Annotated in this window: 23 protein-coding genes; 20 read left to right on the forward strand and 3 right to left on the reverse strand. The window is 57.7% G+C overall.

The features are described 5' to 3' along the window. Nucleotides 1-13 precede the first annotated feature (13 nt). Genes IPH10_01735 through meaB form a run of 10 tightly spaced genes read left to right on the forward strand, consistent with a single transcriptional unit; the run spans nucleotide 14 to nucleotide 9,594 of the window. Nucleotides 14-1,138, forward strand: a complete 1,125-nt coding sequence (locus IPH10_01735; protein MBK6909649.1) for an SDR family NAD(P)-dependent oxidoreductase — start codon at nucleotides 14-16, stop codon at nucleotides 1,136-1,138. Continuing rightward, nucleotides 1,138-2,082 (forward strand): NAD-dependent epimerase/dehydratase family protein, encoded by a 945-nt coding sequence (locus IPH10_01740; GenBank protein ID MBK6909650.1) that lies wholly within the window; start codon nucleotides 1,138-1,140, stop codon nucleotides 2,080-2,082. Before IPH10_01735 ends, IPH10_01740 begins: the two co-directional genes overlap by 1 nt. Continuing rightward, nucleotides 2,079-2,774: a nucleotidyltransferase family protein gene (locus IPH10_01745; protein MBK6909651.1), complete on the forward strand. Its 696-nt coding sequence runs from the start codon at nucleotides 2,079-2,081 to the stop codon at nucleotides 2,772-2,774. Before IPH10_01740 ends, IPH10_01745 begins: the two co-directional genes overlap by 4 nt. A 3-nt stretch (nucleotides 2,775-2,777) precedes the next feature. Beyond that, a complete protein-coding gene (locus IPH10_01750; GenBank protein MBK6909652.1) occupies nucleotides 2,778-3,767 on the forward strand; it encodes a GHMP kinase in 990 nt (329 codons plus the stop codon). After that, nucleotides 3,764-4,339, forward strand: a complete 576-nt coding sequence (locus tag IPH10_01755) for an SIS domain-containing protein (protein ID MBK6909653.1) — start codon at nucleotides 3,764-3,766, stop codon at nucleotides 4,337-4,339. The genes IPH10_01750 and IPH10_01755 overlap by 4 nt, the downstream gene beginning before the upstream one ends. Before the next feature lie 44 nt (nucleotides 4,340-4,383). Beyond that, nucleotides 4,384-5,685, forward strand: a complete 1,302-nt coding sequence (locus IPH10_01760) for a UDP-glucose/GDP-mannose dehydrogenase family protein (protein ID MBK6909654.1) — start codon at nucleotides 4,384-4,386, stop codon at nucleotides 5,683-5,685. Beyond that, the gene (locus tag IPH10_01765; protein ID MBK6909655.1) at nucleotides 5,645-7,303 is read left to right on the forward strand and encodes an Ig-like domain-containing protein; all 1,659 of its coding nucleotides are present in this window, start codon (nucleotides 5,645-5,647) and stop codon (nucleotides 7,301-7,303) included. The genes IPH10_01760 and IPH10_01765 overlap by 41 nt, the downstream gene beginning before the upstream one ends. A 1-nt stretch (nucleotide 7,304) precedes the next feature. Next, on the forward strand, nucleotides 7,305-8,375 hold the full coding sequence (locus IPH10_01770) for a mannose-1-phosphate guanylyltransferase (protein MBK6909656.1): 1,071 nt from the start codon (nucleotides 7,305-7,307) through the stop codon (nucleotides 8,373-8,375). Next, the gene (locus IPH10_01775; GenBank protein MBK6909657.1) at nucleotides 8,375-8,680 is read left to right on the forward strand and encodes a hypothetical protein; all 306 of its coding nucleotides are present in this window, start codon (nucleotides 8,375-8,377) and stop codon (nucleotides 8,678-8,680) included. The genes IPH10_01770 and IPH10_01775 overlap by 1 nt, the downstream gene beginning before the upstream one ends. Further along, entirely contained in the window at nucleotides 8,677-9,594 is a 918-nt protein-coding gene (gene meaB, locus IPH10_01780) for a methylmalonyl Co-A mutase-associated GTPase MeaB (GenBank protein MBK6909658.1), read from the forward strand. Before IPH10_01775 ends, meaB begins: the two co-directional genes overlap by 4 nt. A 2-nt stretch (nucleotides 9,595-9,596) precedes the next feature. Here the strand turns inward: meaB and rlmN are convergent, their stop codons facing one another. Then, nucleotides 9,597-10,670 carry a 23S rRNA (adenine(2503)-C(2))-methyltransferase RlmN gene (gene rlmN, locus IPH10_01785; protein MBK6909659.1) on the reverse strand — a complete coding sequence of 358 codons (1,074 nt, stop codon included), beginning with the start codon at nucleotides 10,668-10,670 and terminating at the stop codon, nucleotides 9,597-9,599. Between the two features lie 78 nt (nucleotides 10,671-10,748). Here rlmN and IPH10_01790 point away from each other — a divergent pair, with 78 nt between their 5' ends. The 8 genes from IPH10_01790 to IPH10_01825 all read left to right on the forward strand — a co-directional run bounded on the left by IPH10_01790 (nucleotide 10,749) and on the right by IPH10_01825 (nucleotide 19,965). Further along, the gene (locus tag IPH10_01790) at nucleotides 10,749-11,729 is read left to right on the forward strand and encodes a MoxR family ATPase (protein MBK6909660.1); all 981 of its coding nucleotides are present in this window, start codon (nucleotides 10,749-10,751) and stop codon (nucleotides 11,727-11,729) included. A gap of 58 nt (nucleotides 11,730-11,787) precedes the next feature. After that, nucleotides 11,788-12,627: a DUF58 domain-containing protein gene (locus tag IPH10_01795; GenBank protein MBK6909661.1), complete on the forward strand. Its 840-nt coding sequence runs from the start codon at nucleotides 11,788-11,790 to the stop codon at nucleotides 12,625-12,627. Between the two features lie 347 nt (nucleotides 12,628-12,974). After that, on the forward strand, nucleotides 12,975-13,688 hold the full coding sequence (locus IPH10_01800) for a hypothetical protein (GenBank protein MBK6909662.1): 714 nt from the start codon (nucleotides 12,975-12,977) through the stop codon (nucleotides 13,686-13,688). A 23-nt stretch (nucleotides 13,689-13,711) separates the two neighbouring features. Beyond that, nucleotides 13,712-14,422: a hypothetical protein gene (locus IPH10_01805; GenBank protein MBK6909663.1), complete on the forward strand. Its 711-nt coding sequence runs from the start codon at nucleotides 13,712-13,714 to the stop codon at nucleotides 14,420-14,422. Between the two features lie 248 nt (nucleotides 14,423-14,670). Further along, nucleotides 14,671-15,804 carry an aspartate--ammonia ligase gene (locus IPH10_01810; GenBank protein MBK6909664.1) on the forward strand — a complete coding sequence of 378 codons (1,134 nt, stop codon included), beginning with the start codon at nucleotides 14,671-14,673 and terminating at the stop codon, nucleotides 15,802-15,804. A gap of 184 nt (nucleotides 15,805-15,988) precedes the next feature. Then, a complete protein-coding gene (locus tag IPH10_01815) occupies nucleotides 15,989-17,842 on the forward strand; it encodes a right-handed parallel beta-helix repeat-containing protein (protein ID MBK6909665.1) in 1,854 nt (617 codons plus the stop codon). A 54-nt stretch (nucleotides 17,843-17,896) separates the two neighbouring features. Continuing rightward, on the forward strand, nucleotides 17,897-19,492 hold the full coding sequence (locus IPH10_01820; GenBank protein MBK6909666.1) for a hypothetical protein: 1,596 nt from the start codon (nucleotides 17,897-17,899) through the stop codon (nucleotides 19,490-19,492). Between the two features lie 245 nt (nucleotides 19,493-19,737). Beyond that, complete coding sequence (locus IPH10_01825) at nucleotides 19,738-19,965, forward strand: helix-turn-helix transcriptional regulator (GenBank protein ID MBK6909667.1); 228 nt, start codon at nucleotides 19,738-19,740, stop codon at nucleotides 19,963-19,965. 49 nt (nucleotides 19,966-20,014) lie between these two features. Here the strand turns inward: IPH10_01825 and IPH10_01830 are convergent, their stop codons facing one another. Further along, complete coding sequence (locus IPH10_01830) at nucleotides 20,015-20,293, reverse strand: hypothetical protein (protein ID MBK6909668.1); 279 nt, start codon at nucleotides 20,291-20,293, stop codon at nucleotides 20,015-20,017. A gap of 546 nt (nucleotides 20,294-20,839) precedes the next feature. Between IPH10_01830 and IPH10_01835 the strand changes: the two genes are divergently transcribed. Together IPH10_01835 and mutM are read left to right on the forward strand one after the other, a co-directional pair. Continuing rightward, nucleotides 20,840-22,123, forward strand: a complete 1,284-nt coding sequence (locus tag IPH10_01835) for a hypothetical protein (protein ID MBK6909669.1) — start codon at nucleotides 20,840-20,842, stop codon at nucleotides 22,121-22,123. Next, entirely contained in the window at nucleotides 22,116-22,940 is an 825-nt protein-coding gene (mutM, locus tag IPH10_01840) for a bifunctional DNA-formamidopyrimidine glycosylase/DNA-(apurinic or apyrimidinic site) lyase (GenBank protein MBK6909670.1), read from the forward strand. Before IPH10_01835 ends, mutM begins: the two co-directional genes overlap by 8 nt. Nucleotides 22,941-23,005: 65 nt before the next feature. Here the strand turns inward: mutM and IPH10_01845 are convergent, their stop codons facing one another. Continuing rightward, the gene (locus tag IPH10_01845; GenBank protein ID MBK6909671.1) at nucleotides 23,006-25,915 is read right to left on the reverse strand and encodes a T9SS type A sorting domain-containing protein; all 2,910 of its coding nucleotides are present in this window, start codon (nucleotides 25,913-25,915) and stop codon (nucleotides 23,006-23,008) included. Nucleotides 25,916-25,923 lie beyond the last annotated feature (8 nt).

Raw genomic sequence — 25,923 nt, forward strand, 5'->3', positions numbered from 1 at the left:
CAGGAAATCACTCTTGCGCGTTCTTGTCACCGGCGGCGCCGGTTTTATCGGATCACATACGACGGATGAATTGCTGCGTCGCGGATACGATGTGACAATTCTTGACAGTCTCGAAAAGCCGGTGCACCTCAAGGGCAAACCGTCCTACATTCCCGCCAAAGTGCGTTTCATTGAAGGCGATGTTCGTGACCGCGCGAAAATGCTCGAAGCGCTGGAGGGCGTCGAGGCGGTCTATCACTTTGCCGCCTATCAAGACTACTTGCCGGATTTTTCGAAGTTCTTTCACGTGAACAGCGTCGGCACAGCGCTGATCTATGAATTGATTGTCGAGAAGAAGCTGCCGGTAAAGAAAGTCGTCGTGGCATCGTCACAAGCGGTGGCCGGCGAAGGACGCTACGCGGCCGCCGACGGGACTATCTACCATCCTGAACTGCGTCCGCTGCCGCAGCTTGATTCGGGACAGTGGGAGTTCCGCGATCCGCGCACGAATGCTGTGCTGAGTTGGCAGCCGACGCCGGAGACGGACGCCAAGCCGCTCAATCAATACGCGTTGTCGAAGTACTCGCAGGAGATGATGACGCTGGCTTTCGGCAAGCGTTACGACATCCCGTCCGTGGCTATGCGCTTCTCGATTGTGCAGGGTCCGCGCCAGAGCTTCTACAACAATTACTCGGGCGCGTGCCGTATTTTCTCACTGAGCTACTTTTTTAACCGCGCGCCGCTGATCTACGAAGACGGCGAACAGGTGCGCGACTTCGTGAATATTCACGACGTTGTGCAAGCGAACCTAAAGGTACTCGAAGATGATCGCGCCAACTATGAGATGTTTAACGTTGGCGGCGGCCGAGCCTATACGGTTACAGAGTTTTGCGAAATAGTGGCCAAGGTGTTCGGCAAAGACGGGCTGGCGCCGCGCATTCCGGGACTCTACCGCTTTGGCGACACACGCCACATCATATCTGACATATCAAAACTGAAGTCATTGGGTTGGTCGCCGACGCGCACCGCTGAAGATTCCGTGCGTGAATATCGCGGCTATCTTGAAGAGCAAACTGACATTGACGACATCATGGATTTCGCCGAGCAGAAAATGCAGAGCTTGAACGTGGTGCGTCCGGCCAAGGGAGCAACGGCATAATGCGTATTCTCGTTACGGGTGGAGCGGGGTTTGTCGGATCACATGTCGCGGACGGGTTTATCGCGGCGGGACATGAAGTTGCCGTGCTGGACAATTTGGCCACGGGATTCAGACATAACATCCCCAAAGACGCGACGTTTTTCGAAGTGGATGTGCGCGACGCGGCCGCAATTGAGAAGATCTTCACGGCGTTCCGCCCCGACGTGATTGATCATCACGCGGCGCAGATGGACGTACGCAAGTCCCTGCTGGATCCGGTGTTCGACGCCGAGTGCAATATCATTGGCTCGATTAACCTCATCGCCGCCGCCCAGCGGCACGGCGTCAAGAAGTTCATCTACATCTCGACCGGCGGCGCGGTCTACGGCGAGGCGCCGGTGCTGCCCGCTAACGAGCAGACGCCCGTTCATCCCGAGTGCGCGTATGGCATATCGAAACACACCGTAGAGCATTATCTTGAACTCTACCGGCTGCTCTACGGTCAGCGGTACACAGTCCTGCGCTATCCTAATGTGTTCGGACCGCGCCAGAATCCGCACGGCGAAGCCGGTGTCATAGCGATTTTCGCGGGGCTGATGCTGGATGGCAAAACGCCGACGATTTACGGTGACGGCGAGCAGTTGCGCGATTACGTTTATGTTTCGGACTGCGTGCGTGCCAATATTCTGGCCCTCGATGCTGGTGACGGAGAGATCATCAACATCGGTTCGGGAATGGGAACATCGGTGAACACACTGTATAAGTACCTTGCTGAGTTTGCCGATTTCCCGAATGAGCCGATTTACGCCGCGGAGCGCACGGGCGAAATTCAGGCAATCTACCTCGATGCTACACGAGCCGGCGCGATCCTTAAGTGGAAGCAGGAAGTGACGCTGGCCGACGGATTGCGCAAGACGTTTGATTGGAATCGCGCGCAGCGCGAGCGGAGCACGGCGACGGCGTGAAAGCTCTTGTGCTGGCTGCGGGCATTGGCAGCCGTTTGGGTGATCTGACGCGGGACACGCCGAAGTGCTTGTTACCTGTAGCGGGGCGACCGTTGTTGGACTATTGGTGCGAGACGCTGGCACAGGCGGCGGTCACGGACGTGTATATCAACACGCATCATCACGCCGATCAAGTACGCGAGTTCATCGGCACGCGTCCGCACGGCTTGCAGTTCGTGGAAGGCTATGAGAAGACGTTGCTGGGCAGCGCGGGAACTCTGCGCATGGCCCACAATTTTCTCTGCGAGGAGCAGAGTTTCTTCATTATCTATGCCGACAATTACGTCGAGTTGAATTTAGGCCGGCTGAAGGACTTTCATGACGCCAGCGGCCGACCGCCCTTGGCGCTGGTCGCTTATCCGACGGATCAGCCGCAGCGTTGCGGAATTCTCGAACTCGCCCCGGATGGCCGCGTGACTTCGTTTGAAGAAAAGCCCGCGCAGCCTCGGACAAACTTTGCCAATTCAGGTATTCACGTCGCGACGCCGGAGTTGTTTCGCTGGGTTCCCGAACTTGCGCCTTCGGATATCGGATTTCACGTGCTGCCGCGGCTGGTCGGCACAATGTATGGGTATGTAACGAACGAGTACATTCAAGACATCGGAACTCCTGATGCGTACGCGGCTGTCCGCGCGCGGCGGGAACGCAACTAACGCATGGTCATTACGCAGACACCCTTGCGGCTGAGCTTCGCCGGCGGCGGCAGTGATTTGGCCGATTACTATTTGCACGGTGACGGGCAAGTTATCTCGACCGCGATTGACAAGTATATCTTTGTCATCATCAAGGAGCGTTTTGATAACAAGATTGTCCTGAATTACTCGCGCAATGAAACCGTCGAAGACATTACCGAGATCAAGCACGAACTGATTCGCTCCGCGATGGAGATGACGGGGCTCGGACGAGGAGTGGAGATTTCCACGCTCGCCGATATTCCGTCGGAAGGCAGCGGCCTTGGATCGTCGTCGTCGCTTGTTGTTGGTCTGCTCAATGCCATGTATTCGTATATCGGCGAGCAGGTGACAGCGGAGCGGTTGGCGCGGGAGGCGTGTGAGATTGAAATCAATCGCTGCGGCCGCCCGATCGGGAAACAAGATCAATACATCGCGGCGTTCGGCGGATTGCGGCGCTTCGTGTTTCACGCCAATGACACGGTCTCTGAACGACGCGTCGAATTGCCCGCACAGTCGCTGCGGCTGTTCGGGTCGTATCTGATGCTGTTCTTCACCAACCGCACGCGTAAGTCTGCGGAGATTCTCACCGAACAGAAGTCGCAGACGACGTCCAAACGCGATGTGCTCGAAGCGATGATGCCGCTTGTTGACCAGATCGAGAACGCCCTCGCGGCCCAGGAATTTGAGGAGGTCGGTCGCCTGCTGCACGTGGGTTGGGAGCTGAAGAAACGCATGGCCGCGAAAATATCCGACGGCGAGATAGATCACATGTACGAGCGCGCGCTGCGGGCCGGCGCTTTGGGCGGTAAGATCGCGGGTGCGGGCGGCGGCGGTTTCCTGTTACTCTACGTTCCGCCGTCACACCAGGAAGCCGTGCGGCATGCGCTTGGCGAACTCTACGAGTTGCCGTTCATGCCAGAGCGCGACGGCAGCAAGATCATTTTCAATATCAAGCGTTATCCGTTTAAATGATTCCTGACAAGTCTACCCATATTCGATCGTATTTCGATCGCCTTAGAGCCGTTCTGGACAGCGTCAATGTCGCCGACGTCGAACGTCTGATCGCGATTTTCGAGGATGCGTACAATCGCGATGCCGCCGTCTACGTCTGCGGGAACGGCGGATCGTGGAGCACTGCGTCGCATTGGGTGTGCGACTTTGCCAAGGGCGCCAGCTCGCCGGGCAAACGCCGCCTGCGGATGTTCGCGCCCGGCGATAATGTGCCGATGCTCACGGCGTACGGCAATGACGTCAGCTACAACGCGATTTTCGCCGAGCCCCTGCGCGCCTATGCGCGGCCCGGTGACGTCGTCATCTTGATTACCGCTTCGGGCAATTCACCGAACATACTTGAGGCCGCGACCGTCGCGCGCGAGATCGGCGCGACCATCGTTGGGTTGATCGGCTTCGGCGGCGGCAAACTCGCCGCGATGACCGACCATAACGTCGTCGTGGCATCCCGCGAATACGGACCCGTCGAAGACCTGCATCTCATTTTGGATCACATCGTCAGTACCTTCCTAAAGGAATTCATCGCGCAATGACGCGATATATTCTGTTTCTTACTACATAACTTCCGACAACACTCATGAAAGTTACCGTTATTGGGACCGGCTACGTGGGCCTCGTCACCGGTACCTGCCTTGCCGAAACTGGCAACACCGTCGCGTGTGTGGACACCGATGCGCGCAAAGTTGATATGCTCAAGCGCGGCATCGTGCCCATTTACGAACCCGGCCTGAAAGACTATCTTGATCGTAACGTGGCTGCGGGCCGCCTGAGCTTCACCACTGATTTGTATTCGGTGATGGACGACTCCGAAGTGCTGATGATTGCCGTCGGCACGCCGCCCGGCGAAGACGGATCCGCCGATCTGCGCTACGTCCTGCAAGTTGCCGAGCAGATCGGAAAGAACCTTAAGTCGTATAAGGTCATTGTTAACAAGTCCACTGTGCCTATCGGTTCGGGCGACCTTGTTCGCGAGACGATTGCCAAGCACACCACTGTCGAATTCGATGTCGTATCAAATCCGGAGTTTCTCAAAGAGGGCGACGCTGTCAGTGACTTCATGAAGCCCGACAGAATCGTAATCGGCGTGTCGAGCAAGCGCGCCGAGGAGATCATGAAGCATTTATACGCGCCGTTTCATCGCACGGGCTATCGCGTCGTTTCCATGGACGTTCGGTCGGCGGAAATGACCAAGTACGCGGCCAACGCGATGCTTGCGACCAAGATCACGTTCATGAATGAAATCGCAAATTTGTGCGAAGCGTGCGGGGCTGACATCAACAATGTGCGCTACGGCATCGGCAGTGACAAACGTATCGGACCGCATTTCCTGTTCGCGGGTATCGGCTACGGCGGTTCGTGTTTTCCCAAAGATGTGTCGGCGTTGATTCGCATCGGCCGCCAGTATGACAATGAACTGAAGATCCTCAACGCGGTTGACGAGGTTAACGTGCGCCAGCGCACGCGGCTTGTGGACAAGGTCGTCAAGCGCTTCGGTGAAGATCTGACGGGTAAACGCTTCGGCATCTGGGGCTTGTCATTCAAACCGCGCACGGACGATATGCGCGAGGCTCCTTCGATCTACACGATTGAAGCGCTGCACGAACGCGGTGCTAAACTGCAAGTGTACGATCCGCAGGCGATGGAGAATGCGCGTCCGATTTTCGGCGACAAGGCGCATTTCCACGATGACTACTACTCTTTGCTGAAGGATTGTGACGCGCTGCTGATCTGCACGGAATGGCAAGAGTTCCGCGAACCGGATTTTGCCCGCATCAAGGGGCTGCTTAAGCAGCCGATCATCTTCGACGGACGTAATCTTTTCGAACCGGATCATATGCGTGAACTCGGTTACGAGTATCACTGTATTGGCCGCCATTAAGTCCGTACTGCTCGCCGCGGCGCTCATGCTCGCACTCGGATCGTGTGCGCGCATGGCGCCGCCGCCGGGCGGACCCGAGGATAAGACAGCGCCCGAGATTGCACGCAGCGCTCCCGCACATGATGCGGTAAACGTGGCACGCGAGTCGGATGTCTTTATCGAGTTTTCCGAGCCGGTCAATCGTCCGTCCGTGGAAGCGTCACTCTACATGTCGCCTGAACCCGGGCGGCGTTTGCGTTATCGGTGGTCGGGCAAACGACTGACGCTCGACTATCTTGATCCGCTGCCTGAAAATCGCACTGTGGTCGTGACCGTCGGAGCGCAGGCGAAGGACATGCAGGGTAATCCGCTCGAGAGCAGTCAAACTGTGGCCTTCAGCACGGGTGATCACATTGATCGCGGCAAAGTGGAAGGCCGCGCGCAATTGCCCGAAGGCACACGCACGCTGACAATCACGGCTTATCTATTCAGCGATTCGCTGCCGGATCCGATGCGCGATGCGCCGGACTATCGCATGCAGACGTCGCCTGATGGCAGTTTCGAGTTAGGCTATCTTGCACCCGGACGCTATCGGTTGTTTGCGCTGGATGATCGCAACTTGGACGGATTGTGGATGCCAGCCGGCGAGTGGATCGGGAGCGCCAATCAGGATGTCACGGTATCTGAGCTGACCGGACCACGCGTGACATTTGTTCCGACAGAGCAGGATACTAGTCCGGCGATGTTCCTGCGCGCACGACAGGTGCATGCAAGCATGCTTGAAGTGCGGCTGAACCGTGACGATGCGCCGATGATGTTTAGCGTGTCGGATAGCGCGGGCGCACAGACCGCGCTTTATCATGTTGAAGACACGACAGCGAGCGGCAGTTGGCGGCTCTATCTGGATCGCGAACTATTCGGCGACAGCGCCGTGGCAGTCGCCGAATTGCTAAACGGTGAGCGGCCGGGGCTGCGGTTTGCCGTACAGACGAAGCCCGACACATCGCGGCCACACCTGCGTGAAACGCTCCCCGGGCATCGTTCAATAACGCGCGAAATCCCGCGGGAGCTTGTGATAATTTTTGACGAGCCGATCATGCTGCGCGACGATACGCTGCAAGCGGATCTGCGCGAAGACACGACGCACATCGATTTCACGCTTGAGCAGACGGATCCCGCCGCCCTCACCGTGATTCCTGCGAGGCCGCTTCGCACAGGTGCCAAGTACAACTTCACCCTGCCGAATTCCCGAGTCTCCGACCGGGCGGGAAATCTGTTCGCTGATTCGCTCTTGACAGTTTCCTGGAGCAGTTTTCCGCCAGACTCGCTCGGTAATATTCACGGTGTGATTCGCGCACCCGACAGTGGGCCGTGGCTCGTCGAATTGTATCGCGTGAAGGATAGGAAGCCGACGGCGACTGCCTTTGCGAGCGCGCAATTTGACTTCATGGGCTATCCGCAAGGCGACTATCTTGTGCGTGTCATTCGCGATGCCAACGCCAATCAACGGTTTGACGCCGGCAGCGTGAATCCCTTCACCTTTTCCGAACCCTTCCAATGGCATCCCGATACGCTCACGATACGCGCCCGCTGGACCGCCGACGTTGATTTTCTCTGGACGACTGTAACCCAACAATAATATGCTCCATGCAGTGATTATGGCCGGCGGTGTCGGCGCGCGCTTCTGGCCGCTGTCGCGCCGGAATCGTCCGAAACAGTTGATTGACCTCACGGGCGAAGGGACGATGCTTGAACAGACAATGCTGCGCCTCGATGGACTGGTCGGGCGCGACAATGTGTGGATCGTGACCAATGCCGATCAAGCCGCCTTGATTCGCGAGATCATGCCGGACTTCCGCCAGGACCGGTTCATCATCGAACCGCTCGGCCGCAACACCGCACCCGCGATCGGTTTGGCCGCCGTGCACCTGCACAAACAGGATCCCGACGCGGTGATGATTGTGCTGCCCGCCGACCATCGCATTACGAATCTTGAGCAGTTCCATTTCTGCTTGCATTCCGCGGTGGAAGTTGTGCACGACTCGGAGCTGCTGGCCACAATCGGAATCGAACCCACGCGGCCCGAGACGGGCTATGGCTACATTCAGATGGACACAAGCGGCATTCGCCTGCGCGACAATGTCTATCCGGTCAAGACGTTTGCCGAGAAACCGAACTTGGGCACGGCCCGGCTGTTCCTGCAAAGCGGAGAGTTTTTGTGGAATAGCGGCATGTTCGTGTGGCGCGCGGATTCAATCTTGAAACAGATCGTCGAGCAGCTCCCGCTGTGGGGCGTCGCCTTCAAGGAGATCGAAGCGGCAATCGGAACGCCCACTGAACAGGCGGTAACGCGCCGCGTGTTTGAAGCGGGCAAAGGGATTTCGATCGACTACGGCGTGATGGAAAAAGCACCGCGCGTCGGCGTCGTGCGCGGTACGTTCGACTGGAACGATGTCGGCAGCTGGGACGAAGTGTGGCGGCTGATGCCGCACGACGAGCATGGCAACGTCACGCGCGGCAACGTCGTGCTCACGCATACGCATCACACCTGCGTGCTGGGCGGCAAAAAGCTGATCGCAGCGGTGGGCGTGAGCAATCTGATTATCGTGGAAACGGATGACGCGCTGATGATCTGCCCGCTCGACCGTTCCCAAGAGGTCAAGGACCTGGTGGAAAGCCTGAAAGCGCAGGGAAAGGATGAGGTGCTCTGATGAAGGCGGCCAAGCTCGCGCAACTGCTTAGTGAAGCGCTCGAAAAGCAGGGCTATCGCATTCGCAACGAAAAAGGCAATTTTCGCGGCGGACGTTGCATCTTTGAAGAAGAGCGGCTGGTCATCATGAACAAACGCTTCGGTGACGAAGAACGCGCCGAAATTCTGGCGCGCGCGCTGGCTCGCGAGAATCTGGATGCGCTTTATCTGCTGCCGGAAGTGCGCGATTATGTTGAGCGCTACAGCGATTCGCCGCGCGTCGTGGTGGATCTGACGACAAGCGATACGGAGACCGCGCCGAAGTGACTGTCGTGGCGTTGACGAATGATATGCTGAGCGGTTCGCGTGCGGCGTTGGCGCGAGTGCTGTCACGGGTCGAAAATTCACCGACGGGCGCGGATGAGGCGCTGCGGGCGATCGGGAATCGCATTGGCAAGGCCGTGCGTATCGGTTTCACCGGACCGCCCGGCGCGGGGAAGAGTTCGCTGGTGACATGCTACACGAAACTCTTGCGCAAGCAGGGCAAGCAGGTGGCGATCCTGGCCGTTGATCCGACATCGCCGTTTTCCGGCGGCGCCCTCTTGGGCGACCGTGTGCGCATGAACTCGATCGGGTTGGATCCCGGCGTGTTCGTGCGTTCGTTGGCGACGCGCGGTGATTTGGGCGGGCTGTCGCAAGCGGCAGGGGACATGGCGGATGTGATGGACGCCGCGGGCTTTGACTTCATCTTGTTTGAAACGGTTGGCGTGGGGCAATCCGAACTCGAAGTGGTGCAATATGCCGACACGGTGGTCGTCGTGCTCGTGCCGGAGTCCGGCGACGCGATTCAGGGCATGAAGGCCGGTTTAATGGAAGCCGCCGACGTGTTTTGCGTCAACAAATCCGACCGCGAAGGCGCCGACCGTTTCATCGGTGATTTGCAGGGCGCGATGGGGCTGAAGATGTGGGACACGTGGACGCCGCCGGTCGTTACGACCGTGGCCACCCGCGATCAGGGAACACCTGAGCTCGCCGAGCAGATCGAAGCGCATTTGGACACATTGCGCAAGACCGGCGAATTCGAGAAACGCCGTCACGCGCACGCCCGCCGCAGGATTCAGCGCATGCTCGAGAAGCGCCTTCTGGCGCAATTCTGGACCAAAGAAAAAGCCGCACTAATGGATGCGGCTCTGGCAAACGGGGAAAGCCCGTACGGGGTGTTGGGGAAGCTCGTCGGTTAGCGCTACTCGGTGTCCTTTTCCCAGGCCTTCGCTTTGTTTGGCTTGAACGGTTCCTGAGTAAACAGCATCCCGCACGCCGCTTCGTCTTCCACGCCGCGCGACTCGCGCAATGTGCAGCGGATGCCGGCGTCCGTGAGCCAGCCCATGAACCGATCTATCGCCGCGTCGCTCGAGGGTTTGAGGCCTGATCCCGTAGGATGCAGGCGAATCAAATTCACTTTAGCGGGAATGTTCTTCAGCCAATCTTCAAGGTTGTCCACATCCTGGCCGCGGTCGTTGAAATCCGCGATCATGATATATTCGAACGTGACATGATCCCTCGTGTAATGCGCGAATCGGCGCAGCGATTTGAACAGCATGTCGAGCGGATAGGCCTTGTTGACCGGCATGATCTGCGCGCGGCGTTCGTCGGTCGTCGCATGTAGCGAGATCGCCAACTTGGCCGGAGGATCGTCCTGCATCCAGCGTTCAATGCCCGGCACCAGCCCAACCGTTGAAACTGTGATGCGCCGAGCGGATAGCCCGACTCCGTTGGGATCGGCCAGCAACCTGACTGCCGCCACGACGTTCTCATAGTTATGCAGCGGCTCGCCCATGCCCATAAACACCACGTTCGTGAGCTTGGTCTCGGCGCGCCGCTCGACCTCCAGAACCTGCCCGACGATTTCGCCCACCGTCAGATTCCGGAACAGCCCCATCTTGGCCGTGGCGCAAAACTGACAGCCCAGCGCACAGCCCACCTGACTCGAAATGCACACCGTTTCCCCCGGCGAATCGGGTAGATAGACCGATTCCACCCGCAGGCCGTCAGCCAACGTAAACAGGAATTTCTGCGACCGATCCTGCGTTAGCTTGACAGGACGGGCCAATTCAAGACCGCCCACTTCCGCCAGTTCGGGCAGTTTAAGCCGCCACGCGGCGGGTAGATCGGTCATCTGGTCAAAGCTCGTTGCACGCTTCTGGTAGATCCAGGTGTAAAGCTGGCGCCCGCGGAACTTGGGCTCGCCCTGTTCAACCGCGAAACTTTCCAGTTCCTCGCGCGTTAACCCGATAAGTATTTTCTTTTTCAATAACATGTGGCCTCGTGTCCGGTTGCTTCAATCTACGAAGCCAAACACCGCCGCGCAAGCCCAACTCGAAGGAATCCCTCCGCTATGGCGTCCGATCTTGACGCGTTGAAACAGCTCAAAGACTCCCGCGACGTAATGCTCAAAGAGGTCGGCAAAGTGATTGTCGGTCAGGAGCAGATTATTGAGCAACTTATGATGACCCTCCTCGCCCGCGGGCATTGCCTGCTCGTCGGTGTGCCGGGCCTGGCCAAGACGCTCTTGATCTCGACGATGGCGCGGATGCTCGATCTCAAGTTCAGCCGCATCCAGTTTACGCCCGACCTGATGCCGTCGGATATCACCGGCACCGAAATCGCCGAGGAAGACCGTGCCACGGGCCGCCGCAGCTTCAAGTTCATCAAAGGCCCCGTGTTCGCTAATATCGTGCTGGCAGACGAAATCAACCGCACGCCGCCCAAGACGCAGGCCGCGCTCCTTCAGGCCATGCAGGAGCACGAGGTCACGGCGGCAGGGGAGACCTATAGGCTTGAAGAGCCGTTCTTCGTGTTGGCCACGCAGAACCCGATTGAGCAGGAGGGCACCTACCCGTTACCCGAAGCACAGCTCGACCGCTTCATGTTCAATCTGTGGGTGGATTACCCGTCGTTCAAGGAAGAAGAGCAGATCGTCAAGAGCACAACCTCGGCCGCCACGCACACCGTGACCAAGGTGCTCAATGCGCAGCAGATCGCTACGCTGCAGGACCTGGTGCGCCGCGTGCCCGTGGCGGATAATGTCGTCGAGTACGCCGTCAGGCTCGTGCGCAAAACTCGCCCGAACAGCGACGAAGCACCGAAGTTCATCAAGGATTACGTGAGCTGGGGCTGCGGCCCGCGCGCTTCGCAATACTTGATTCTCGGCGCCAAAACTCGCGCCGCGCTGCACGGTCGCCCGACGCCCGACATTGACGACGTCCGCGCCGTCGCGCTGCCCGTCCTGCGCCACCGTATCGTCGCGAACTTCACCGCCGAAGCCGATGGCATGAAGGCCGAGCATTTGGTGGATCGCCTGTTGAACGAGAAGTAGTTCCTTGTCTTCCCCTCTTTCCTATCTCGACCCCGCCTTCGTCTCGCGGCTGAAGAACATGCAGCTGCGCGCGCGCATGGTCGTCGAAGGGTTCATGGTCGGCTTACACAAGTCGCCCTATCACGGCTTCTCCGTTGAATTCGCCGAGCATCGTCCCTACATGGACGGTGATCCGCTGCGCAATCTCGACTGGAAGGTCTATGCCAAGACCGACCGCATGTACGTCAAGCAGTACGAAGAAGAGACCAATCTCAAATCGTACATTCTGCTCGACGTATCGAATTCGATGAACTATGGCTCGGGCAAGATCACGAAGTTCCAATATGCGTCATATCTCGCCGCCGCGTTATCGTTCCTGATGATTCAGCAGCGCGATGCCGTCGGATTGGCCGCCTACGACACGGAGCTCAAGACCTATCTGCCGCCGCGTTCGGTACACACGTACCTGAACGTGATTCTGGCGCAGCTCGAGAAGCTCCAGCCCAACGCGCAAACGGACATCGGCAAAAATTTGCACCGCGTCGCCGAACGAATTTCGCGGCGCGGCTTGATTATCGTCTTGTCTGATTTGATGGATGAGCCGGAACAGATTCTCTCAGGCCTGCGCCACTTCCGCCACAACGGCCATGAAGTGCTCGTCCTGCAAATCCTGGATCCGCGCGAAGTGGACTTCGCATTCAGCGGCGACGTCAAATTCAAAGATCTCGAAACTGGCGTCGAGCTGCCGACCCAACCCTGGCATATCCGCAAAGAATACCAGAAGATGATGCACGATTTTGTCGAACGCATCCGCCGCGGCTGTCAGGAAGACAAGATTGACCACACGCTGCTGCAGACCGATACAACGTACGATCAAGCCCTGATCTCATATCTCACCAAGCGCCGGGCGCTGCGCTGACATTCGGCGCATGAGGTTGGTTGAAACGACTTACGAGGCAGGCTGCGGTCTGCCTCGCGTTTGTTTAGTCCTTTTCGTATCTGAGCACCCCGATGCCGAAGCCAATTGCAAAGAAGACCGTTGCCCACTGGCGAAGCCCCATATTACCCAAGGGCAAGCCGGTCCTTCCCGCAACGAGAAGACGCCCAATGCGAGTCCGGGCGATGAAAGCCCATTTCGGAAGTGTCCCGCAAGACCTTGACTTTCCACGAAATCATGACAATATTTGACATATTAACAGTAGTGGCCCGTTTTGTCTCGACAGGGCGGCGTAAGAAATTGAAACAATTGAATTAAGGGGAAAGTGAATGTCACGAAGTGCTCTGATTCTGTGTGCCATCGCGATGATCGTGTGCCTCCAAGGGACCGCGCAAGCGGCCGGGCAGTCGGCCGTGAAGTTCGGCAAGTCCTCGCCGCAGGAGATTCTCGATGCGGCGCTGGCGCATATCCAGCAGCTTGAAGCAGATGGCTGGGACATCGGCGATGATACGTATGAATTCTACTTCCGGGGCGAACGCCTGCTGCATCCTGAGTTCTACGCCACCCGCCATGACCGCTCGGAGTCCATGGACCAGTTTCTGGACACCTGTCCCGGTGGTTTGATTGTCGGACCCGAATGGGAGGACGACGCGGCTCGCGGCTTTGGTGGTACGTATATCGTCTCGACTTGCGGCCAAACCACGACCGCCCGCAACGACTGCTCCTACCCGCGCTGCCGGTTCGGACGCGATGTGGTGGTTACCCTCGAAGTCCCGTCGTTCACGGGCCTGTACATCCGTACGGCGGGTTCGTCATTCGACACGTACCTGTGCCTGTATGAAGACGAGTGCTGCTCCAGCGACAACGACTATCTGGTCGAAAGCAATAACAACTTCCCGGAATTGAACTACGGCCAACCCTTGGCCGCCGGTATCGCTACCTGTCTGCCCCCCGGCACCTATTATCTGATCCTCGACGGCGCGACCACCGCCGCCCGCGGCAGCTATTGTGTGCAGTTTGAATTCACGGAATTCTGCTTTTAGTAGTTTTCTAATAAGGGTTTGAAATGAATTCATACCTTTTTCGCACGTGTTCGATCGTCGTGCTTTTCTTGGTCGTGCTGGCCGGGAACGTATGGGCGGCTGGACCTGTTCGCGGCGTAGCGTTTGGCAAATCTACGCCTCAAGAAATTCTGGACGCCGCCTTGGCCAAGATTAACCAATATGATACGGATGGCACGGACGTGCCGGACGATGTCTACGCGTTTTACTTCCGGGCCGAAGCGTTGCTACATCCCGAGTACTACAGCGAGCGCAATCCGAACTCCCAGGCCTTGGATCAGTTCTTGGACGTCTGTCCCGGTGGCACAATTACCGTGCCCGATTGGGAAGACTCTGATGACGACGAGTACCATATCACGTCGTGCGGCCAGACATTCAATGCAACGAACAATTGTACCTACCCGACGTGCCGCCTTGGCCGCGATGTTGTGGTGACGCTGGAGATTCAGGATTATACCGGCGCCCTGATCTATACGCGGGGTTCGATGTTTGATACCTACCTCTGCCTGTATGCGGAATCGTGCTGCGGTAGCACGGATGACCTCTTCGCTTGGAATAACAACGCGCCGTGGATGAACAACGGGCAGCCGCTGGCGGCAGGTCTGATCGAGTGCCTCGAGCCCGGGACCTACTACCTCATACTGGACGGAGCATCCGTTGCCGCGCGCGGTTCGTACTGCGTCCACTTCGATTTCTACCAGGACTGCGACGGTTGACCGGCGTCTGCGAGTTTGTCACAGAACGTGAAGAAGCCCTGAGTTCGCTCAGGGCTTCTTTATTGAACTATTGTAAACACAATTGCTAAGATAATCGGTGCAATCGCGCAGAATTTGACCAACAGATTGTCTATCTGTATCTTTACGAAACAACGCGCAGGCGCAGCAATGCGCCTTTTTCGGCTTGAAGTTTGTGAAGTAATTCACAAACGTGTTTGTTCACCTACAGAAAGCTCTGGAGATCACTCATGTCCAACAAAGTCGCTGATCTGGCCGGACCGGGCATTGGCACGTATGAAGAGGTCGAGAAAGTTCTCCCGACCGATTACGCCTCGCTGCTGACGCCTAAAGAAACACAGCTGGCACTGGCCAAGCTGAAACGCTTCATCGAAGACGGTATGTGCAAGTCGCTGAATCTGTTCCGCGTCGAATGTCCGCTGATCGTGGACACCACAAGCGGCGTCAATGACTATCTCGACCGCGACGGCTCGCGCACGCCGATTGACTTCCACATCAACAACGACTACAACAAACATCCGATTGATGCGCAGGTCGTACAAGCGGCTACGAAGTGGAAACGAGTCGCGCTGAAGCAGTTTGATTGCGCCGTCGGCGAAGGTATCATCACGGATATGCGCGCCGTACGCAAAGACTATTTCCTCGATCATGATCACAGCGCGTACGTAGATCAGTGGGACTGGGAGCGCGTTATCACGGCTAAGGACCGCAATCTCGACTTCTTGATGGACATCGTCAAGAAGGAGTGGAAGGTCCTCACCGACGCCGAGGATTTCGTTCAGAGTGAATTCCCCAAGCTGAAAAACTCGAAGTGGCCGAACCTGCCCAAAGAACTGGTGTTCCTGCATGCCGAAGAGATTCTCGATATGTATCCCGATCTGCCCCGCAAGCAGCGCGAGACCAAGATTCTGTCCGAGAAATATCCCGCAGTCTTCATTATTGGCATCGGCTGGACGCTCAAGGACGGCTATCCGCACGAAATGCGCGCCGCGGATTACGATGATTGGGTGACCCCGACGATTACCAAGAACGGTCAACTCATGCACGGCCTGAATGGCGACATTCTCGTCTGGAATCACGTCACCAAGCGCCGTCACGAATTGACTTCGATGGGCGTGCGCGTCACCAAGGAAACGCTTAAGCAGCAGCTCGAAGCGACCAAGCAGATGCACTTCCTCGACTTGCCGTATCACAAAGCGATTCTGAATGACGAAATCCCGCTGTCCATTGGCGGCGGCATCGGCCAAGCTCGTACTTGCATGAGCATTCTCAAAAAGGCGCACTTGGGCGAGGTCAGCGTCACCGTTTGGCCGCAGCGGCTGAAAGATATGTGCGCCGCGCGTAGAATTCACGTGCTCAACTAAACATAGCTAAGACCATAATTTCGGAACTGGTGCGGCGGTCCATTCGGGCCGCCGCGCTCAGGTTCGCCCGACTCCCAGGCGGTCCGTAGTCGCTTGTACATCTTGGGAATTCGCCCTACCTTCAATCATCGGACAATCCGTTTACCAGACGAATCAGGGGTGTCTTATGCTTCGAACCATCGTTTTGCTTGCTCTAATTATGATAAGCGTGGGCCATGCGGAAATTCATGTCTGCGGTTCCGTCACAGGAGTGTGGACCCTCGCCGACTCGCCGGTTTATGTTGATTGCGATATTGACGTACCTGTCGCGCAGGCGCTCACAATCATGCCGGGTGTTGAGGTACTGTTCACCGGTCACTTTTCGCTGACAGTCTACGGTGAATTGCAGGCGGTCGGCGCGCCGACAGACTCGATTCTATTTTCCCGGGCCGAGCCCACCGAGCAAAGCAATTGGGCGGGGATTCGCTTCTGGGATACGGCCAATGACGACAGCCGCTTAGAGTACTGTATCCTCGAATATTCTCAGAAGGGAGCAGGTAACGACGAACATACGAACGGCGGCGCGGTGTACGCGTGGGCGTCGTCGCCGACGGTAACCCGCTGCACCTTGCGCTACAACGAAGCGTCCCGCGGTTCCGCGATTTGTGCTTTCGATTTCTCGAACATGCACATTGACCACTGTCTGTTCTATGGCAACGTGTCGCCTGCTGGCATGCGCACCGTGTGGTTTTCCATTAGCTCGGGTGAGATGGACCGCTGCACCCTTACGGACAATGAGGGCGGCGACCTGCACAGCTACTCGACCGCTGTTCATGCCACGAATTGTATCATCTGGAGCGGAACGGAGGGCATTGATGGGCCGGTCGTTCGTTACAGTTGTGTGCAGGGCGGCTATGCTGGCACGGGAAACATCTCGAGCAATCCGCTCTTCGTGGATGCCGCGCAGCTCGATTTTCATCTTCAACCGGATTCACCGTGTATTGATACCGGAGACCCCACAGCCGATCCTGACGATGACGGATCGCGGGCGGACATGGGTGCAATTCCCTATGGTGAACTGCCTCCAATGGGTATTCGCATTGACAATCCGGCCGGCGGCGACACGCTGGTGATCGGGGCGACAGCTTCGATCAATTGGATCACACAGGGATTCGCGGGCGGAGTATCCATTGAGCTGAACCGAACCTATCCCGGCGGGACGTGGGAGACGTTGACGGCCCTGACGCCAAATGACGGACAGTTCCCGTGGACGGTGAGCGCACCGCCAAGCGCAAACTGCCGTCTGCGAATCTGCTCGGTTCAACAGGCTGATGTCTGCGGTGAATCGAGCGCGGACTTCGCAATACAGTCGGGGCAGGGTTTTGTCGCGTTGGTGCGGGCAAGTGAACCGGAAACCGCGCTCCTAACGTGGAACCCCGGCAACATCGAATGCCCCGATGCGGCGGACGAGTGGTTCCGCATCAAGAACTTCGGCAATGCGGCGGCGCTGGTCTATCGTCCGCAGGAACCGTCTTCGGCTGAGTTCTCAAGAGGATCAAACTGCCCGCCGCTATTCGCGCTGGGAACAGGTGAGATGAGCGCGTGCTCTGTGCAATTGGCGTTTCTATCTCAAGTGGATGGCCTGTTCAGCGACGTTTTGCGAATTCAAAGTGATGCTGGAAACGCCGTGAATGGCTATGTGCAAATAGCGCTAACGGCGCAGCGGCTAACGACACCGATGGCGCCTGACCTGGCGGCGACGGCAGTCGGCGAAGATGTGCGATTGTCGTGGCAGCCCGTGACCCAGTCGGTCGGAGGCTGCGCGGTCAATGTCACGCGCTATCTGGTCTTCTATTCGCCGACGACCGACGGTCCGTTCTACTACCACGGCTGGACAAACCACTCGCCGTATTTCCATCTCGGCGTCATTACCTTTGCGCCGACGCAATACTACCGCGTCGTGGCCGTGGACGCGCCTGCGGCGGCGCTGGCCGAATTGCGACTGGATACGGAGATGCTGCAACTTCTCAAGACACTGCGTCACCGTTCGACGAATTAACGACTCGACCGGATTTGGCGTCTCACCTTCACGATCATAGCATGAGGTTTAGTGATGCGCGGTTTCCTTGTCTCGCTACTCACCATTCTCTATACCTCCCTGGCGGTCATTGCTCAAGACGTGGCGCCGCTTGTGTGCCCGGATGGCTTCAACCAGTCAAAATTGCCCGTAAATCCCCTCGCGGATGCTCAGCCTGACACGCTGCTTTACGACAACAACGTCCCGGCCATTCTAAGCACCATGTCTAACGCCTGGCACCGCGTCCGGTTCACTCCGCCGGCCGACTTCACGATTCGGAGTGTCTACGGCTTCGTGATAGATGGAGTGGCCTCACCTGCGGCTTGCTCGCTCTTTGTCTTTACAGCTCCACCTGCGCCGGGAACCGAGCGGGCCTTTGCGTACGAGCCAGCGCCATTACCCAATTTGGGTTGGTTCGACGCCAACTTCAATACTCCTGTCGACATCCCGGGCGGTACGGACTTCTGGATTATTATTGGTCCGATTCCCGGCGGCCCGCAAGGGGACGCCAACTGGAATTTGATTGCCGATAACGGCACGACTACCAGCCGGAGTACGGTCTCCACGTCGAAATTCGGCTCGCAAACTGCATTTAACTACGATCTGATGCTGCGCGTCGGCGGCACTTTAGGTGACTTCCATCAATGCGCTGAGGGCGAGCAGCTATGCATGTTATCCCCGAACGGCGACGAGACGTATTCGGTCAGCGATGCCGTGACGATTGAATGGCTGGCGGATATTCCGGACAGCTATGTTAGCCTGCAAATCAACCGGAATTCTCCGGCTGGCGAGTGGGAGACAATTTCCGACTCCGTTCCCAATACGGGGAGCTATTCATGGGGCGTGACCGATCCGCTGTCGGACAATTGCCGCATGCGAGTTTGCACCAGTCTTGATCAAGTATGCGATGAATCCGATAATAGCTTCTCCGTCTATTCCGAACTGCCGTACATCGCTTTGGTGCGTCCCGCCGCGCAGAATGTCCCTGTACTCGGTTGGGACCTCGGGCAGCTTGAATGCCCGGCCTTTGAACAAGAAATATTTCATTGGAAAAACTTCGGACGGTCCCCCGGATCGGTCTTTGACTTCGATTTCGATACGGCGGAACCACCGTTCGACTTCGCCTGGGACTGCGGGGCGGTGATAGACCTGGACCCCAACGAAATGAGCACGTGCCCGGTCACCCTGTCCTTCAATCCGTCTGTGAACGGCGCTTATGCCGATGACTATGACATTCTGGCGGCGGCTGTCAATGGCTGGAATACGGATGGCTACATCTTTCCGCTCCGCGCCGAGCAAGTGGCCATTTTGACGACTCCCGAGCTTGTGGTGTCGCCCCGACTGGAGGACATCCGGTTAGACTGGGCGGTAGTAGACTCTTCCATTGGCGGTTGCGCCGTTTCCGTGGACCGCTATCTTGTGTTTTATTCGGAGTACACTGAAGGTCCGTTCTTCTTCCACGGGTGGACGCCTGACACGACTTACCTGCATACCGGTGTAGTGACCTACGCCGAAGCGCAGTTCTATCGCGTGGTCGGTGTAGATCTTTCGCCCACGCTGCTGGCTGACCTCGAACCCGGTACCGAGATGACCGAACTACTGGCGGGCTTGCGGAACCGGCATTCCGAATAGTCCGTACCCATTATCACGCACGCAAACAGCCCCGGGCACATCGCCCGGGGCTGTTTGCTATCGGCAACTTTTTTCCCGCGCCGTCGCGATCCGGAGCGGGCCACTCTCCAAAAACACCAAAAATTCAAACATTTAAGCGACATATTAGGACCAAAATTTCGTGGCATACGGCTTGCTAACTGTTATAGCACAACCTTTCAGAACCCCGGAGAAATGGCATGGACGCCACCACGATTGCCCGCAACATGATTCGCTCGGCGCGACCCAATTCCGATGACTTCGACGGAGGGCGCATCAAACGCCTCCGCGAAGAACTCAATATGACCCAGGAAAACTTCGCGCACGAAATCGGCGTGACCTTCGCCACCGTTAACCGCTGGGAAAACGGCCGGACGACCCCCAACAAGGTCGCACAAAAGGTGCTGCTGCTCTTGGAGCGCAAATTGCGCAAGACAAAGAAGCTGGACTCATAAAAAAGCCGGCTCACGCGAGCCGGCTTCTTTCCAATTGTTTCGGGTCTGCTTAAGCGGACGCCGCGCCGCCGCCGGTCGCGCGCTGAATGTCCAGCATCTTGCACAGACTGTCGAGTTCTTTCTCAGCGCCTTCTTCCAAGTCCTTGCCGTCGGCGTAGTCCCGCAGTTGCTTGGCGAGCAGTTCAATTCCCGTGGTGACAAAACTCATCGCCTTGGGATCCGCACCACGCTCCGCCAGAATCTGCGCGGACTTCCCCAGCATCGTCATGGCCAAACTGTAAGTCAGAAAGATCCGGCTGTTTTCCATAGTCTCTTCAAACGTGGACATCGGCTGCTCCTTACTTATTCGAAAAATCCATATGCATTTTGCGGACCCCGTCGGTCCCGTGAATTGCCCATCAAGCTGTAATAAATATACTGCTCATTACGGGTCCATGCAAGCGGAACCGGGTGACAACCAACAAAAGTATTCGGGTCTCTGAAAATGAAACCGCAACCTGAATTTGACCAGTGGACCGACCAGAATCACGTGCCGTTTTGCCGCTCGGTGGACGAGAAAAGCCCCGTGATATCAACAAGCTCCCATATTAGAAATTCCTTAAGCATGATATGGCATAGCGTAGTGCGCTGGTTTACTCCCGCGCCTACGTCCGGCTTCCATGCCGGTGCGAAAAAGCCGCGCACCTCCGCTTAAGCCTCTCCCACCCTGAACGCGTGCAGCCTGCACGCCCCCTGCGCAAGTTGCCCGTGCGCAACGCCGCCGCACTCCGTCTTTAAACTTCTCCTTTAAGTTCCAATTGCAGGTCACTCTGCTTTTGCGTATCTTTCGCCGTGTTTCAAACTCTCAACCAATACTCGAAGTTTGCCCACACGCGTGAATACCTTCTCTGATGTAGAGCGCTTCCTGGACTCGCTGATCAACTACGAGGTAGACACACCCCTTGGCAGCGGTCGCGATGCGCCCAAGCTCGAACCCGTGCGCGCCGCCGTCCGCGGAATGGGACTCTCAGTGGCCTTGCCGAACTGCCTGCACATCGCGGGCACCGTCGGCAAAGGTTCGACCGCCGCCTTTGCGCAGGTGCTGCTAAGTCTGAGGCATCGCACTTTGACCTTCACCAGTCCGCACCTCATATCGGCCCGTGAACGCGTGCAGCTCGATGGCCGGAATCTGCCCGACGAGGCCTGGTGCCGTGGCATGACTGCCCTGCGCGACGCGCACGCTGGCGGACGAACGCCCAAGCTCACTTATTTTGAAACAATATGGTTGTTCTATCTCTGGTGCGCGCGTGAACTCGGCACGACCGCGCATGTCGTCGAAACTGGATTAGGCGGCAGCTTTGACGCCACCAACGTGATTGACTATTCCACGGCCGTGCTGACGCGCGTTCATTTCGATCATACGCATATCCTTGGCAAGACGCTGACAGAGATCGCGCGCGATAAGAGCGGAATCATCAAGCCCGGCTGTCGCTGCGTCAGCGTCGCCCAGGAACCTGAGGCCCTCGCGCAAATCGAGGCGTCGGCGGGCCGCGCCAAAGCGCAGCTGCTGCTCGAGGACCGCGACTTCACGTGCACAATCGCGGGTGAACAAGTTCATCATTACAAGTTTGGTTCACGCGCCATCGAATCGCTTGACAATCCGCTGCGCGGCGAATTCCAGCGTCACAACCTTGGCGTTGCGCTGACGGCGGTGTTGGCGATTGAACCGGAATTGCATGACGATGAGATTCGCGCCGCCATCGCGGGATTGCATTTGCCCGGGCGCATGCAGACTGTGCCACGGCATCCCAATCTGCTGCTCGACGTCTGCCACAACCCGGCGTCATTTGAAGAGCTTGGAATTGTTTTGCGGCGCGAACGTCAATACTCCAAGCGCGTCGCTCTGCTGGCGATGATGAAAGACAAGGACGCGCGCGAATCGCTGGCGGGGCTGGCAGGCGTGGCCGATGAACTGTGGATAACGCAAGCGCCGACGCCGCGCAGCGCACAACCCGATGATCTCGTCGAATCCGCGCGCGAGATTGGCTTTCTGGCGCGGACGATTGACCGCGAGACGGCCTATCGCGAGTTGCTCCACTTGCCGCTCACTTCGCAAGGCGTTGTCTGCGGATCTTTCTATCTGGTCGGCGACTTCATGCGGTGGCTTGAACATGCCTGAACTTCCCGAAGTTGAAACATGCGTTCGCGAGTTGCGGCCGCGCTTGATCGGGCGCACCCTGCGCAGAGCGTGGGCGGCGGTGCCGCGTCAACTGGGCACGCAAACGCCGCAGCAATTGGCGCGCGCGATCAAGGATCAATCGGTGATTGCCGTCGAACGCCGCGGCAAATATATTCTCCTGCGGCTTGAACGCGGTATGCTGCTCGTGCATCTGCGCATGACCGGAAGATTGTACGTGGACGCAACAACGACGCCGCCGCCCGACTATGCCCGGGCCGGATTCACACTCGACGACGGTCGCGAATCACTCTATTTCCGGGATGTGCGCACGCTGGGCACGTTGCACTACTATCGGAATGCGGATCATGTTCGTGAACTGGCCGGACTCGGGTGGGAACCGCTCGACGTTCCCGTCACGCCCGCTCAACTCAAGGAGCGGCTGGCGGCACGGGCGCAGGCCATCAAAGTCGTGCTGCTTGATCAGAACTTATACGCCGGGATTGGAAACATCTATGCCAGCGAAGCCTGCTGGGTGGCCCGGATTGATCCGCGCACAAGCGCGAACAGACTTTCGCGCGCGCAATGCGAACGACTCTGCGCTGCGGTGCCGGATGTCTTGCGCACGGCCCTCGATCGCGGCGGGTCGTCGTTGCGCGACTTTATGAGTCCGGACGGTAACTATGGCTCATACCAAAAAGAGTTTCGCGTGTATGATCGCGAGAACGAAGAGTGCCTGCGCTGCAACGGAGCAATAAGTAAGATCGTGCAGGCTCAGCGATCAACCTACTTCTGCCCAAAGTGCCAAAAGAAGCGTTGATCGTAACGACCATGAGAAAAAAAAGGAGCCATGCGGCTCCTTTTCTTGTTCTTGATCATCTCGTTCTAACGCACGAGCAGCAGCTTCAGCGGACGTGATGATCGCTGATCACTCTGGAGTACCGCGAAGTAGACGCCGGAAGACTGTAACGGCTGCCAACTATACTCGCCCATCCCGTTACTCAACGCCGCACGATGCACCTCTCGGCCGAGCACGTCGTAGATGACCAGCGCGGCCTGCGTCGCTTGACCCACGGAGTAGTGAATGCGCACGCTGCTATTGAACGGATTGGGATAGGCAGTGTGCAAGTCAAAAGCCGTGGGCTGCACTGGCTGAAGGCGCCCGTCCTCGGCGGCCGATGTAGGCAGACCAGCCCACGCAAGCACATGCGCCAAAAACTCGGTGCGCGACTCGTTGCCGATGGGATCGTTATCGGCAATTGCCTCCATACCGAAGCCAAGGGTCAACGTTCGGCCGTTCGGACCAACGACTCCCGCGTAACTTGTTCCGGCAGGGCCATAACGCAGCACGGGCGTCGCGCCTGCCAACGGAGTCAACTTGGTCATACTATCCTGATTGGCAGCGCCACCGGATCCTGTCAATAGATAGGTGGCGCCCTCAACGAATGGATCGGTCAACGCGGAAGCCATACGCAGGCGCGTATATCCTTGCGGCTCGATGCCCAAGGTCTGCGCGGCGAAAGTCATGTTTGTGCCGGCCAAAATGCTCTTGCCCGACAAGACTACGTGACCACCGCTTGCGAGCAGATCATCGAGCTGTGCAATATCCGGAGAGCTTAAGTGCGACTGAGTGGCATCACCGGATAGCCAGATAACCAAGCCCGTATCCGGCAGCGCCGACAAGTCAAGTGCATCACCTTCGGCAATCCGCTCAAACTCATAAATCTTGTCCATGTCCCGCAATGCTGTGGTAACGTACTCATGCACGTCCGACTCCAACGAGCGCGTCACGACGCGGAGTTTCGGCAGGCCCACCGTAAACTCGATGGGAACGTAGAGCGGTTCGACGAGTTGGTCGGCATGGACTTCGAGATGCAGCACGCCCCAATGGTCCGTCGCGTTGGGCATGACCGCGATCTGCACAGGGCCCAACTCAAACTGCTCGCGCGGTCCCAGCGATCCGACGACGTACTCGCCGTTATCAATCACCAGTGTCGGATCGTCAGTTGTCAAGGTCAAAACGACGCCTGTCGCGGCGGGTGGAAACAACAACACATCATTGACGAGGCGAAACGACAACAACAGGCCTTCGCCGGCTTCAGCATAGCCATTGTTGTTGCCGGACTCGTCACTAATGTCAAGATTCTCGATCATGAAATTCGGCGCGGTACCCGGCCCGATGCCATGGATACCAAACGATGCGTAGATCTGTTCGCCGTGCGGCGTGCCGTTGGCGAGGTTTCCGTCCGTGTCGTCGGTTTCGAGTACTGAGACAAAATAGTCAAAGAACAACTCAGCCAGAGCGTAACGAGCGTAATGCGCGAGCGAGTCCGTATAGCCAATGCCCAGTTGGCCGCGCAATCGCCAGAGTGGCGCGGAAATGAATGGACTGTCGCTGTGCACTTCGCCTGTCCAGTTGCGCGGAAAGACCATGATGCTCTCGAGATTGCGCAGCGCCTGATGTGCGCTGCCCGTCAACCATTCTCCCATCAAGGCATCGCCGTTGATGGTGCAGCCGAAATAGTCCGACCACGCTTCGTTCATCGCGCCCGGTTGACTAACGTATGGGAGCATGTCGTCGGGATAGATGCCGTCGGTCGCGCCGTGCGTGTACTCGTGGTAAATGACGTCTGAGTACATGCCGAAGTTGTTGTAGTTCAATCCTGAACCATAGTACGTGCCGAAACCGTTCCAGAAGGCGTTGTCATATGCCGAGCCGTAGTTCGCCACCGCCGGCATCGCATAGTCGAGCGCGTTATAACTCGGATCAATGACCTTGTACCAGTCGTGGATAAACGTCGTATGGTAGTAGAGATTGTACTCGGCAGGCGAGGCTTGCTCCAGCGGCCAGGCAAACTGTTCGTCATTGAACGGCGCATCGAAATGTACGCCGTGGATAGCCTGTTCACCGTTGTCGTCGTTGGTCACTTCAACATATGTACCGACAAGCGTCGCCACGACGTCTGCCTGCGTGCCTGCTTCGACTGAAAGCCCGCCTGTTACCGAGGTGACATGTTGCGCGGCATTCACGTCCACGTTCTGATGCGCACAGGGGGCGCTGACCGGCTCCTCGTGTTCATACATGGGCCACTCCGGCTGAGTCACGCTCAAGTCGAGCACCTCGTGCGCGATGCCCGACCATTGCAGGAGCACGGCACCGGTTTCCGCGTCCACGATTCCATTGTATCGCTGGTGCGGGCGAGGTCCGGCGATACGGAGCCAATATGCCGCGCGCAATTCGTGCGACTCGACATCGGGGTACCAACAGGGGAAGCTCTGTTCGTCGGCAATCTGCCAATCGGCCGCTTCAAGTCCGCGGCTCAGGTGCATCCCTGCCACGTATTTCGTCAACGTGAACGCGCCGATCGCGGGCCACTTGGCGAAGCTTGTCTGCGAGATGCGCGTCACCTGATCAAACTTGTTGAGCACGACGTCCGTGCGCCCACTCACGACGGGTAAATTGTCGCGTAGTTCGCGATAGATGAGATAGTCCCGCGTCGGGGTAGTATTCCGTTGCCGAAATTGTAACGGAACGGCCGTGCCCAACTCACGCTGCACCGCTTCGCCGATCACCTGCGGATCCAGGGCGTCGCCCAAACTCACCGGCGTGCCCCACAGCATGCGGTAGCCGTCGAAGTCCGGCGCTTGCAATGTCTGCCAGCCAGCCAATTTGCCCGATAATACCGGTTCGCCGCCGACGCGCTCCGCGAGCAGCGCTTCTACCGGATAGGTTGCGGCCTGAGCGAAGAGCGCACAAGCACAGATCATGGTCACAGTAAGAAGATGCGTTCGCATCAGGCACT

This window comes from bacterium (assembly GCA_016702305.1).
Lineage (GTDB): Bacteria > Electryoneota > RPQS01 > RPQS01 > RPQS01 > JABWCQ01.